Source organism: Microbacterium aurantiacum, from assembly GCF_002872075.1.
GTDB classification, from domain to species: domain Bacteria; phylum Actinomycetota; class Actinomycetes; order Actinomycetales; family Microbacteriaceae; genus Microbacterium; species Microbacterium aurantiacum_A.
Genome location: NZ_PGGU01000025.1, coordinates 20,858 through 32,993 on the forward strand (window position 1 = coordinate 20,858; position 12,136 = coordinate 32,993).

Annotated in this window: 12 protein-coding genes; 2 read left to right on the top strand and 10 right to left on the bottom strand. The window is 67.3% G+C overall.

Going from position 1 to position 12,136, the window contains the following annotated elements; all coding sequences use genetic code 11:
• Positions 1-10: 10 nt before the first annotated feature.
• Together CUR96_RS15820 and CUR96_RS15825 are read left to right on the top strand one after the other, a co-directional pair.
• Complete coding sequence (locus CUR96_RS15820) at positions 11-946, top strand: Bax inhibitor-1/YccA family protein (RefSeq protein WP_102194301.1); 936 nt, start codon at positions 11-13, stop codon at positions 944-946.
• A gap of 675 nt (positions 947-1,621) precedes the next feature.
• Positions 1,622-1,894, top strand: coding sequence for a GlsB/YeaQ/YmgE family stress response membrane protein (locus CUR96_RS15825; RefSeq protein ID WP_102194302.1), 273 nt, complete (start codon positions 1,622-1,624; stop codon positions 1,892-1,894).
• 109 nt (positions 1,895-2,003) lie between these two features.
• Here the strand turns inward: CUR96_RS15825 and CUR96_RS15830 are convergent, their stop codons facing one another.
• The 10 genes from CUR96_RS15830 to CUR96_RS15875 all read right to left on the bottom strand — a co-directional run.
• On the bottom strand, positions 2,004-3,287 hold the full coding sequence (locus tag CUR96_RS15830; protein WP_102194303.1) for an RNA polymerase sigma factor: 1,284 nt from the start codon (positions 3,285-3,287) through the stop codon (positions 2,004-2,006).
• Position 3,288: 1 nt separating this feature from the next.
• Positions 3,289-3,714, bottom strand: coding sequence for a YciI family protein (locus CUR96_RS15835; protein ID WP_102194304.1), 426 nt, complete (start codon positions 3,712-3,714; stop codon positions 3,289-3,291).
• A 114-nt stretch (positions 3,715-3,828) separates the two neighbouring features.
• Positions 3,829-5,241, bottom strand: a complete 1,413-nt coding sequence (locus tag CUR96_RS15840) for a glycosyltransferase (protein ID WP_245861368.1) — start codon at positions 5,239-5,241, stop codon at positions 3,829-3,831.
• Positions 5,232-6,818 carry a glutamine-hydrolyzing GMP synthase gene (gene guaA / locus CUR96_RS15845; RefSeq protein WP_102194305.1) on the bottom strand — a complete coding sequence of 529 codons (1,587 nt, stop codon included), beginning with the start codon at positions 6,816-6,818 and terminating at the stop codon, positions 5,232-5,234. Before guaA ends, CUR96_RS15840 begins: the two co-directional genes overlap by 10 nt.
• Positions 6,815-7,285, bottom strand: coding sequence for a DUF3817 domain-containing protein (locus CUR96_RS15850; protein ID WP_102194306.1), 471 nt, complete (start codon positions 7,283-7,285; stop codon positions 6,815-6,817). Before CUR96_RS15850 ends, guaA begins: the two co-directional genes overlap by 4 nt.
• A 51-nt stretch (positions 7,286-7,336) precedes the next feature.
• Positions 7,337-8,314 carry a class I mannose-6-phosphate isomerase gene (locus tag CUR96_RS15855; RefSeq protein ID WP_102194307.1) on the bottom strand — a complete coding sequence of 326 codons (978 nt, stop codon included), beginning with the start codon at positions 8,312-8,314 and terminating at the stop codon, positions 7,337-7,339.
• Entirely contained in the window at positions 8,311-9,507 is a 1,197-nt protein-coding gene (locus CUR96_RS15860) for an ADP-dependent glucokinase/phosphofructokinase (RefSeq protein WP_102194468.1), read from the bottom strand. Before CUR96_RS15860 ends, CUR96_RS15855 begins: the two co-directional genes overlap by 4 nt.
• 29 nt (positions 9,508-9,536) lie before the next feature.
• Complete coding sequence (locus CUR96_RS15865; RefSeq protein ID WP_102194308.1) at positions 9,537-10,400, bottom strand: ketose-bisphosphate aldolase; 864 nt, start codon at positions 10,398-10,400, stop codon at positions 9,537-9,539.
• Between the two features lie 46 nt (positions 10,401-10,446).
• Positions 10,447-11,292, bottom strand: a complete 846-nt coding sequence (locus CUR96_RS15870) for a carbohydrate ABC transporter permease (RefSeq protein WP_102194309.1) — start codon at positions 11,290-11,292, stop codon at positions 10,447-10,449.
• 2 nt (positions 11,293-11,294) lie between these two features.
• Positions 11,295-12,136 (bottom strand): carbohydrate ABC transporter permease (locus tag CUR96_RS15875; protein ID WP_219722009.1); only part of this gene is annotated, 842 nt, incomplete at its 5' end.

The following is a 12,136-nucleotide window of genomic DNA, read 5'->3' on the forward strand; positions in this document are numbered from 1 at the left end:
GAGGCCCACCATGAGCAATTTCGCCTTCAACAATCCGGCGTTCAAGCAGCAGGATCCGCGCAATGTCGCGACCTACCCCGGCGGCCCGCAGGCCGCGGCTCAGGGCGCGCAATTCGGCTCCGCGCAGCACGCGGGCATGGATGCCGCCGCCAACGCGCAGCTGGAGGGCATGTACGCCTCTCCCCCCGCCGGAGCGATCGAGACCGACCGCATGACCGTCGAGGACACGGTCTGGAAGACCGCCGGCCTCTTCGGCATCCTCCTCGTCACCGCCGCGATCGGCTGGGTCTGGACCCTCGGCGGTGTCGGCGCCCCCGAGCGTGACCCGTACAGCAGCTTCGCCCCGAGCATGTTGCCGTGGATGATCGGCGCACTCGGTGGCTTCGTGCTCGCCATGGTCATCACCTTCACCTCGCGCAAGAAGGTGCGTCCGGCGCTGATCTTCGCCTACGCGGCGCTTGAGGGCCTGTTCGTCGGTGGCATCTCCGCGTTCTTCGAGGTCCTCTGGCCCGGCATCGTCATGCAGGCCACTCTCGCGACCGTCGCCGTCGTCGGCGTGACCCTCGCGCTCTTCGCCAGCGGCAAGATCCGCGCCTCGGCGAAGATGACCAAGATCGTGCTCATCGCGATGTTCGGCTACATGGCCTTCTCGCTGCTCAACCTCGTCCTGATGTGGACGAACGTGCTCCCGGCCGATCAGGCGTTCGGAATGCTCAGCGCACCGAGCCCGCTCTTCGGCATCCCGTGGGGTGCGATCATCGGCGTCCTCGTGGTCTTCATGGCCGCGTACTCGCTGGTGCTGGACTTCGATCAGATCCAGCAGGGCGTCCGCAACGGCGCTCCTCGCCAGTTCGGCTGGATGGGCGCGTTCGGCATCATGGTCACCGTCGTGTGGCTGTACGTCGAGATCCTCCGTATCATCGCGATCGTGCGCGGCAACAACTAGTCACAATCTGCGGAAAAGAGGCCCGTCTCCACTCGGAGACGGGCCTCTTTGCATACCCGGTGACGCCCGGAGGGGGTGAGATCCTCTTGGATCTCACCCCCTTCGCACGATCGACTTGGCTTAGACCCTGAATCCTACGGTGTACCAGCCGTCGACGCGCGGTTCACAAAGCGACGTGATTCGCCAGCCTTCCCCCACGATCTGAGGCGCGTGCGCGAAACAGAGGAAGGGGTCGCCGTACGGCCCCCATGTGTTTGTGATTCCCCGGCCGACAGCGGGCTTAACCTCAACTGCTTGTGCGGGGACTGCGCTGGCACCAATCGCCAACATGCTGACGAGGGCGGCAATTGCCGCCCTCTTCGTCATACTTCTGCTTCGCATTACGTTTCGACCTCCGGTTGTCGTTGCCGAGAATTTCTCGACGGCGTCCAACATCGCATTTTGGATGCGTGCAAGTCAAGACGAGCTCGCGCCGGGTGTCACTCCCTTCGCGACGAACGATCGTCCGCGGCAGCAACTAGTCACCGCTCGGAAGAGGCCCGTCTCCATTCGGAGGCGGGCCTCTTTGCACAACCGGTGACACCCGCGCAAGGGGGTGTTCGAGATGATTCGACCGCGCCAGAGTGTTCTCACGACACCCCGCAATCCCGGGGTGACTACACAAAGGAGCTGACCATGGGTTTCCTCGCCTTCATCATTCTGGGCCTTATCGCCGGTGCCATCGCCAAGCTCATCCTTCCCGGACGTCAGGGCGGCGGGTGGCTTGTCACACTCCTCCTCGGAGTCGTCGGAGCCATCCTCGGTGGATGGATCGGCACGATGATCTTCGGCGTCGGCCTCGAGAACTTCTGGGATCTCTCGACCTGGTTGCTCGCGATCGGTGGCGCCATCGTCGTGCTGCTGATCTACGGCCTGATCGTCGGACGCGGATCGCGCGTTCGCGACTGAGCTCACCACGCGCCTCGCGCGCGGTGACCAGGGTTCCGCCTCTGCCCGGAAGCACCGCTTCCGGCAGGGGCGGTTCCTGTATGCGGGCGGCACACCCCGGCCGTATGGCTCAGTTCCCGGCAGCCTTCGCCTGGAGCAGGGCGCGCTCGCGCTCGTTGCCTGCAAGACCCGCGGCGACCGCGAACTCGCTTCTCGCCTCCTCGGTCCTGCCCAGGCGCAACAGCAGTTCTCCGCGGGTGGCGGGAAGCAGGTGGTAGCCCCGCAGGGCTCCTGACTCCGCGAGGCGGTCGAGGATGCGCAGAGCGGATGCAGGACCTGTGGCCATCGCCACTGCCGCTGCCCGGTTCAACTCCACCACCGGCGAGGGTGCGATGCGGCCCAGCGCCTCGTAGAGCACGACGATCCGCTCCCAGTCAGTCTCGTCGACGGATGCAGCCACGGCATGGCACTCCGCGATCGCGGCCTGCAGCCCGTAGGGGCCGCGACCTCGGCCGAGGGCATCGGCCCGCGCGAGCGCGGCTCGCCCACGGGAGATGCGGCCTCGATCCCAGCGCCGCCGATCCTGATCCCCCAGCAGTACCGGGTTCCCCTGGGCATCCACCCGGGCGGCGAAGCGGGCTGCGGTGAGCTCCATGAGCGCAAGCAGGCTGTGCACATCACGCTCGCGCGGCATCAGCGCTGCCAGCACTCGCGTGAGCCGGATCGCCTCCTCGCTCAGTTCCGGCCGCATCCAGTCCGAGCCGCCGCTCGCTGTGTGCCCCTCGTTGAAGATCAGGTAGAGCACTCCGAGGATCGCGCCGAGCCGTTGCGGCTGCTCCTCGCGCGACGGCACCTCGAAGGGCACATTCGCGGCGGCGAGCGTCTTCTTCGCCCGCACGATGCGCTGCTGCACGGTGGCGGTCGGCACCAGGAAGGCCCGTGCGATCTCTTCACTCCCGAGACCGCCGACGACCCGCAGGGTCAGGGCGACCTGGGCCTCTCGCGACAGCACCGGGTGGCAGGAGATGAAGATCAGTCGCAGTACGTCGTCGTCGACGGCATCCGGATCCCAGGGCAGCGCGTCCGTGGATTGCTCGCGTTCCAGGTCGTGGGCGATCACGGCCAGCCTGTCGTCCAGGCGCTCTCGTCGACGCCAGCCGTCGACCGCCTTCCGCTTCGCCACGGCGGTCAACCAGGCCGCGGCATTGCGTGGGACTCCCTCGACGGGCCATTGCCGCAACGCGTCGACCAGCGCCTCCTGCGCGAGGTCTTCGGCGACCCCGAAGTCGCCCACCATCCGCGTCAGGGTGCCGACGATCTTGGCCGACTCGATGCGCCAGACGGCCGCGACGGCGCGCTCCGCCGATTCGCGATCGGCGGAGCGCGTCACCGCGCCGTCAGATGCTGCAGTCATCTCACTGCTGGGCGCGCTGCGCCTGCTCCTCGCGCCAGCCCTCTTCCTTCTGGATCCACTCGTTGTCGGCCGAGAAGTCGTCGAACTCGGTCACTCGGCGGACCTCCAGGAACGAACCGGGGCCGAGCGGCGCGCGTCCGGCCCATTCGGCTGCTTCCTCTCGCGATGAGACCTCGATGATCCAGAAGCCGTTGAACAGCTCCTTCGTCTCTCCGTAGGGGCCGTCGGTGATCAGCGGCGCCTCCGCGCTGAAGTCGACGACGAATCCTTCCGAGGCGTCGGTGAGTCCTTCGCCGGCGAGAAGCACGCCCGCCTTCATCATCGACTCGTTGTACTTGCCCATGGCCTCGATGACCTCCTCGAACGGAGTGTTCTCGTAGGCCTTCACAGCCTCGTCGGTCGCGCGCATGATGAGCATGAACTTCATGATGATCTCCTTGTGTCCGGGGTCGTTTTCGACCCTCTCATTGAAGACGTCGAACGAGAAGACCCTGGATCGACATCGGGAGAGAAAAAGTTCCGGATCGTCGTCGCGCAGGGCTCAGCGCCGCGCAGGCGCCTCGAGCACGTCGCGCGCGACGCCGGCGAGAGCATCCATCGCGGCCTCGGGGCTCCACGCGGCCGCCGCTGTGCCCGTCTGATCGTGCAGCCGCTCCCAGGTCGCCGGGTCGGAGAGCAATCCGCGCAGGGCCGTCGCGAGAGCATCCTCATCGCCGTCCGGCACGAGCACTCCCCCGCCCGCACCCAGGATGTCGCCCGGACCGTAGCGCACGTCGTACGACACGGCCGGGCTGCCGTGAGCGAGAGCCTCCACGATCGACAGTCCCTGGCCCTCGAACGCCGTTGCGGTGAGCACCACCGAGGCGCGATCCAGTGCCGGGGCCGGATCCGCGGCGAAGCCCGCCAGGTGCACCCGCTCCCCGGCGTCGAGCTCCTCGATCAGCTGCTGCAGCCGCATGCGCTCTGGCCCATCGCCCCAGATCTCGAGCCGCGTCTGCGGCACGTCAGCGCGCAGGAACGCACGGATCGCGTGATCGACCCGTTTCCCCGCCGCCAGGCGCCCGAGCACGACGACGAGTCCCGGCACGCGCTCCGCGACCGGTGACCGTGGAGCCCGCACGCCGTTCGGAACGACGTGGTGCGTGGCCGCGCCCTCGAAACGGCGCACGACATCGTCGCGTTGAGTGGGTGTCGGCCATACGACGGCGTCGAATCGCTCCGCGATCGCGAACCAGCGCGACCAGAGTGCGTTCAGCGGCGCATCGGGCGTGTAGGGCGGCTCGACGTGCATCGTGTGGATCGTGTGGATGATCCGCACACGTGGAACAGCCCAATCCGCGATCAGCTCGCCGATCTGGCGCGACTCGCAGATGACGACGATGGGGCGGTCGCCCAGTGAGGCCGCGACATGATCCAGCCAGGCCCGGTAGAGGCCGCGGAATCCCGTCAGGCCGCCGGCGATCTCTCCGGCCGCGTCGTAGACGAGCACGCTCTCGTCGGTCAGATGCCAGTCGGGGTCACCCGCGATGACCGGCAGCGCCGCGAATGGGCGCTGCTCGGCATCGAGGAGCACCCGGTACTCCCGATCGGTCCGGGCCCGCGCTCCCTGCTCGGCAGTCGCGAGCAGCCATTCCGCCGCGCCGCCCTCCGGCGCCCTGGCCTCGTCGAACAGATTGCGCATCCGCTTCACGTCCGCGAGCGCGCCACGTTCGGCGAACGCCTCACGGTGCTCCGCGTGCGCCTCAGCGGCGCCGGGGTCGAACGTCAGCAGCTGCGGTCCGCGGCCGTCGGCGACACCGGCTTCCGCCATCTGCTTCGCACGCGCGAGCGTCGCGATCGTGTAGCCGCCGTCGAGGTCGGGAATGAGCCGGCTGGACAGCACGAGATACTCGGCGTCCGGGAAGACCGAGGACGCCGAGGCAGAGGACGTTGCAACGTCCTCCTCTACTCCCACTCGATGGTCCCCGGCGGCTTGGAGGTCACATCGAGGACGACGCGGTTGACGTCGCGCACTCCGTTGGTGATGCGGTTCGAGATCTTCGCGAGGACGTCGTACGGCAGGCGGGTCCAGTCCGCCGTCATCGCGTCCTCGCTGGAGACGGGGCGCAGCACGATCGGATGCCCGTAGGTGCGGCCGTCGCCCTGCACGCCCACCGAGCGCACATCGGCGAGGAGCACGACGGGGCACTGCCAGATCGTCTGGTCGAGTCCTGCCTTGGTCAGTTCCTCGCGGGCGATGGCGTCGGCCTCGCGCAGGATCTCCAGGCGATCGCGGGTGACCTCGCCGATGATGCGGATGCCGAGGCCGGGGCCGGGGAACGGCTGGCGTCCGACGATCGCCTCGGGGATGCCGAGCTCGCGGCCGATCGCGCGGACCTCGTCCTTGAAGAGGGCTCGCAGCGGCTCGATCAGTTCGAAGTCGAGGTCGTCCGGCAGGCCGCCGACGTTGTGGTGCGACTTGATGTTGGCTGTGCCGCTGCCGCCACCGGACTCCACCACGTCGGGGTAGAGCGTGCCCTGCACGAGGAACTTGATCGGGGCGCCGCCGGTCTGGCGGGCCTCCTCGACGAGGTCGAGCTGCACCTTCTCGAAGGCGCGGATGAACTCGCGCCCGATGATCTTGCGCTTCTCCTCGGGGTCGGTGACGCCTTCGAGGTGGCCGAGGAAGGTGTCCTCCGCGTCGACCGTGATCAGACGCACGCCGGTGGATTCGACGTAGTCCTTCTCGACCTGCTCGCGCTCGCCCTTGCGGAGGAGCCCGTGGTCGACGAACACGGCGGTGAGCTGGTCGCCGATCGCCTTGTGCACGAGAGCCGTCGACACGGCGGAGTCGACTCCGCCGGACAGGGCCGAGATGACGCGGGCGTCGCCGACCTGCGCACGGATGCGCTCGACCTGTTCGGCGATGACGTTGTCGCTGTTCCAGTCTGATGCGAGGCCCGCCCCCTTGTGCAGGAAGTTCTCGATCACGCGCTGGCCGTGGTCGGAGTGCTTGACCTCGGGGTGCCACTGCACCCCGTAGAAGCTGCGCTCCTCGTTCGCGAACGCTGCCACCTTGGTGGCATCCGTCGTCGCGAGAACCTCGAAGCCTTCGGGCGCGCGGGCGACCTGGTCGCCGTGGCTCATCCACACGTTCTGCTCGGCCGGCTGGCCGCCGAGCAGCATGCCGCCGTCGCCGACGAGGACGGCATCCGTCGCCCCGTACTCGCGGAGCCCTGTGTTCGCGACCTCGCCACCGAGGGTCTGAGCCATGTACTGGAAGCCGTAGCAGATGCCGAGCGTGGGCACGCCGAGGTCGAAGACCGCCGGGTCCAGGCGCGGGGCGCCGTCTTCGTAGACCGAGGAGGGACCACCCGAGAGGATGATCGCGACCGGGTTCTTGGCGGCGATCTCGGCGGCCGTGGCCGTGTGCGGCACGATCTCGCTGTACACGCCCGCTTCGCGGACACGACGCGCGATCAGCTGCGCGTACTGTGCGCCGAAGTCGACGACGAGCGCGGGGCGCTGCTGGGTCTCGGACTGTTCGGTCAACGGACACCTTCCGGGGCGGGGGCGGGGGCCTCGGCGGCCTCCCTTTTTGCGAGGTAGGACTTCACGTCGCGGGCGACGATGGTCTCCATGATGAACGAGAGCAGCGGGATGACGCCGCCGAGCGCCAGAAGCGCCAGGCGCAGCAGCTGCCAGCGCATCAGGCTCCACATGCGGAAGCAGGCGAAGAGGTAGACGACGTAGAACCAGCCGTGGGCGACGAGGATGCCGAGCGACAGGTTGAAGCCGTCACCGGTGGACTCGAGTCCCTCCGGGCCTTCGACGACCGGCGCGAACCACAGCGGGCCGCCGGATCCGCCCGCGAAGAGCTCGAGGTGGATCGGCGTGTACTTGAGCACCATCTCGGCGACCAGCAGGAGCAGCATGACTCCGGTGATGATCGACGCGGCCTGGTAGAACTTCAGCGCACCGCGGATCGCCGGAAAGCTGGCGACTTTCGGTTCGGGCATGGCTCCAGTCTAGCCGCCGCCGTCGGCCGCCTGACGCCCGGGAGATCCGCCTCAGGGCCTGGGCGGACGAGCGACCAGAAGCTCCCCGTCGCCGCGCACGATGAGCTCTCCGGCCGCGGCGGGGGTGAGCAGAGTCGCACCGGCGGGAAAGGACCGATCCGCGATCTCCACTTCACCCCGGGTGATGACCGTGATCGAGAAACCCGGCTCCAGCAGCGCCGTCCCGGTGACGGGAAGGCGCTCCAGACGGAAGTATTCATCGGCGTCTCGCGGGAAGACCGAACCGGAGCCGGGAGCCGGTCGCACGAGACGCTCGAGTTCGGCCGCACTGCGTCCGCTCCTCTGCACCGCGGCGAGCGCGACGTCGAAACCCAGGCCGAGATGGCCGGCCCTCGGCCCGTCCAGCTCGAATCCCTCCCATTCCAGCAGGATGGAGAGGTCTTCCGGCTGCTGCAGCTCGAGCAGCAGGACCCCGGCACCGATGGCATGCAGCTCGCCGGGTGGCACCCAGACGACATCGCCGGGAGCGACCTCCACCTCGTGCAGCAGGGCGAGCAGAGCATCCACCTGCTGCGACCGCACGAGTGCGGCGAGGTCCTCGGCGTCGATATCGCGTCGGAGCCCCACATGGACCGTTCCGCCTTCCAGGATGTACCAGGCCTCGGCCTTGCCGTGGGCGGTCCCGAGGTGCGTGGCGGCGAAGCCGTCGTCCGGATGCGCGTGCACCGGAAGCCGCTGCCCGGCATCCAGCAGCTTCACGAGCAGCCGGGTGTCGGCTCCCCACCGCTCGGCGTGCGCGGTGCCGAGCCAGTGAACCGGATCCCTGATGACGGCGTCTCTGAGCAGTGAACCGTCGGAGAGCCGGGTGAGCCCGCGATCCGTTTCTCCGCGAACCGTCGTCGTCGACCCGATCCAGTCCTCCGGCTCCCTCTCCCCCGATGCCCCTTCGCCGCGGAACGCGCTGATCCTCGCTCCTCCGCGATAGAAGCGCTCCGGCGGGCGGTTGGAAGGCAGCCGGATCGGCCTCACGACCGGGCGCCCTCTCGATTGCAGACGAAGAGGAAGCCGCCGACGAAGCTGTCGCCGAGGCCGACCGTCGTCGGCGAATCGACGTCGAGCGCGAACCCCGCCACCCCGGCGATGTCGTCACGGCACTCCTCGATCGCGGCGATCACAGCCGCGCCGCCGGCATGCCGCCGCATCGCCGCGGTGTCGTCGACGTCGCCCGCTGTGAACCCGTCTCCGAGCCGGTACCGGGTCGCCGCAACACGGACGGCACTCTCGAGTGCGTCCCGGTGCGTCCCCGCCTGGGGGCCGATGGCGATCGCCCAGTAGCGGGTGTGCACGACGAGCGCGGGCACGGGGATCTTCGCGGCGACCTCGTCGAGAGCCTCGACGATCGAGCCGGCGTCGAGCAGGTTCACGGCGCGCCCGCAGTACTCCTGCAGCTCGTCCTCGTTCATGCTGTAGACGTCGATCCTCGGGAGCAGTCGCCTGCGCACCGTCTCCGCGAAGTCGCGCACATAGAAACCTGCGTCCTCGTAGAAGACGAGCGCGTCATCGGGAAGGCTGCCCATGGCCCGCTCCAGCTCAGCCAGCCGCCGCTCGAGCAGCTCATGGTCCTGCATGGTGTTGAAGCCGGAGATGAGGAAGGCCGCGGCGCCCGCAAGAGCGTCCGGCAGTTCGTCTGCGATCGCCATCTCCCGGTTGGGAGGGTCGTTCGCGAAGATCAGGCGGTTCGCGGACGGAGAGACGACCTCTCCGTCCAGCATCCGGGCACGGGCCCCGGCCGGGTACTGGATGATCAGGTGCGGGTCGAGCGTGTCGCGCACTGCCGACGAGACATGGGAGATCGACGGCGGCAGCAGCCGGCGCACGTTCTCGTCGATGCTCACGAGATGCTGGATGCTCGGGATGCCGAGGCGATCGAGTGCGAGCCCGGCGCGCACGCCCGTACCGCCCAGCGTGACGTCGTAGTCGAAATGAGAGACGAAGCGCTCGATGACCTCCGACGAGGCCACGAAGCGCTCGGCGCCGCTGCCGGATGCCACGAAGGCGATGATCGCCACGAGGAGCGAACGCTCATCGATGATCGGCGCCGTGGTCGTCAGCTCGTGCCTGCGCACCCGGTGCTCCAGGGCGAGCCGCTCGAGCACGGCAGTGTCCCACCGCAGCTCGTAGTCGACGGTGCCGCCCAGTCCGAGAACGAGATGTCTGTCCACGTCGCCGATCATCCTCCTGTTCCCGGGGATCAGTACAGCTCGGCCTTGCCGTCTGCGCCGAAGAGCCGGATCTTCTCCGCAGCAGTGACCTTCATCGCGGCGACGGACCCGGGCTGGATCGCGTTCGGCTCGCGCAGACGCTCATCGGTGCCGAGGATCTCTCGCATGCGGTTGTGGTACGAGACCTTGATGTCGCTGGAGATGTTGATCTTGTTGATGCCGAGGCTCACCGCACGGCTCAGTTCGCTGTCGGGGTTGCTGGACCCGCCGTGCAGCACCAGCGGGATGCCGACGGCCGCCTTGATCTGCTCGAGCAGGTCGTGACGCAGTTCGGGGTTCTTCTCCACCGGGTAGAGGCCGTGAGACGTCCCGATCGCGATGGCGAGGCTGTCGACGCCGGTCTCCTCCACGAAGCGCACCGCGTCGGCAGGATCCGTGTAGATGATCTCGGCTGCTCCGGACTCGCCGTAGCTGTCGTTCGCGCCGATCGTGCCGAGTTCGCCCTCGACCTGGATGCCGACGGCGTGCGCGGCCTCGACGACCTTGCGGGTCAATGCGACGTTCTCGTCGAACGGCAGCAGCGAGGCGTCGATCATCACCGAGGTGAATCCGGCCTTGATGGCCTCGATGATCTGCTCGTAGGTGCCGCCGTGGTCCCAGTGGATCGCGACGGGAACGCTCGCCCGGTGCGCGCGGGCGTGCATCGCGGGGATGAGGTCGGTCGTGATGTGGGAGACCTCATCAGGGTGGATCGCGATGATGACCGGTGCGGACAGTTCCTCGCTGATGTCGATGATGCCGTTGAACATCGCCCAGTCGCTGATGTTGAAGGCGGGGATCGCGAAGTTATGCGCGTTCGCGACGTCGAGGATGGATTTGCCGGTGTAGAGCACGTGATTTCTCCTGTTTCGTGATGGTCGATGTCTGGGGTGACGGATGTCAGCTCTTCACCGAACCGGCCGTGAGACCGCTGATGAAATAGCGCTGGAAGAAGAGGAAGAGGATGAGGACGGGGATCGACCCGAGCACGCTCATGGCCATGATCTGGTTCCACTCGTAGGAGTGCTGGCCCATCAGGAGCTGGATGCCGATCGGCACTGTGCGCATGTCGATCGTGCGGGTGAGCGTGAGGGCGAACAGGTACTCGTTCCACGCGATCATGAACGTGTAGATGCCGACCGAGACGATGCCCGGGATGGAGATCGGCACCAGGATGCGCCAGAGGGCGGTCATGGACCCCGCACCGTCGACACGGACCGCCTCGTCGAGTTCCTTCGGCAGCGTGTTGAAGTACCCGGTCATCATGATGATCGCGTAGGGCAGCGTGAACACCATGTACGTGAGGATGAGGCCGGTGTACGAGTTGTACAGTCCGAGCGCGACCATCAGGCCGAAGTACGGGATGAGCAGCGTGATCGGCGGCACCGCCTGCACGCTCACGATGACGACGTTCAGGATGCGCTTGCCCCGGAACTCGAAGCGGCTGAAGGCGTACGCCGCCTGGATGGCCACGATCAGGGTCAGGATCGTGACGGCTCCGGCGACGATGTAGCTGTTGAGGAAGAACCTCATCGTCTCGGGATTCGTGAAGATGGCGATGTACGCCTCGAACGAGAACGTGTCGGTGATCAGCCGCGGCGGCAGCTCGAAGATCTGGGTGTTCGACTTGAACGAGCTCGAGAGCATCCAGAGCACCGGGCCCGCGGCGAACACGGCGCCGATGATCAGGCCGATCGTGACACCGGTCTTGGCGGCGAGGCGCTGGTTCTTGACGGTGAGAGCCATGATCAGTCCCTCGCTTTCTGGTGACGGACGTAGAACACGGCGAGCACCATCGACATCAGCAGCACCAGGACGGCGGAGGTCGCCGCGAGCGAGAAGTCGTACTTGGCGAAGGCCAGCTTGTAGGTGAACGTGCTGAGCACCTCGGTGACGTCGATGGGACCGCCACCGGTCGTCATCCAGATCAGCGCGAACTGCTGGGAGGTCCAGATCAGGTCGAGCAGCACCAGGCTGACGATGATCGGCCGCAGCTGCGGGATGGTGACGTTCCAGAACCGCTGGACCGCGCCGGCGCCGTCGACCGTGGCCGCCTCGTTCAGCTCGTTCGGGATGCCCTGGAGTCCGGCCAGCAGACTGACCATGAAGAAGGGGTACCCGGCCCAGATGTTGATGAAGATGATGGTGCCCAGTGCGAGCTGCGGCGAGGCCAGCCACTCGATGTCGGTGTTGAGCAGGAAGTTGACGACGCCGTTGGGAGCGAGGAGCATGCGCCACAGCACTGCGATCACGGCGACGGTGAAAAGCCACGGCAGGACATACAGGGCCCGGAAGATCGACCTCGCGAAGCCGCCGAGCAGGGGGCTGTTCAGCATCATCGCGAAGCCGAGACCGAGGACCAGGTGCGCGACGACGCTCGCGACCGTGAAGAGGATCGTGTTGCCCGTGGCCTTCCAGAAACCGGGGTCCGAGAGTATCTCCACATAGTTCGCGAAGCCGACGAACTCCGGCGACTTGTTCAGGATGACGTTGTCCTGGAACGAGTACCCGATCACCATGATGATCGGAACGATCATCAGCACGAACAGCAGGAGCATGGTGGGCGAGAGGAACGCATAGGACTCGGTGG

Excerpts from the sequence above, each read along its gene's own strand:
- CUR96_RS15820 (WP_102194301.1), top strand. The coding sequence starts at position 11 with ATGAGCAATTTCGCCTTCAACAATCCGGCGTTCAAGCAGCAGGATCCG.
- CUR96_RS15825 (WP_102194302.1), top strand. The coding sequence starts at position 1,622 with ATGGGTTTCCTCGCCTTCATCATTCTGGGCCTTATCGCCGGTGCCATC.
- CUR96_RS15830 (WP_102194303.1), bottom strand. The coding sequence starts at position 3,287 with ATGACTGCAGCATCTGACGGCGCGGTGACGCGCTCCGCCGATCGCGAA.
- CUR96_RS15835 (WP_102194304.1), bottom strand. The coding sequence starts at position 3,714 with ATGAAGTTCATGCTCATCATGCGCGCGACCGACGAGGCTGTGAAGGCC.
- CUR96_RS15850 (WP_102194306.1), bottom strand. The coding sequence starts at position 7,285 with ATGCCCGAACCGAAAGTCGCCAGCTTTCCGGCGATCCGCGGTGCGCTG.
- CUR96_RS15870 (WP_102194309.1), bottom strand. The coding sequence starts at position 11,292 with ATGGCTCTCACCGTCAAGAACCAGCGCCTCGCCGCCAAGACCGGTGTC.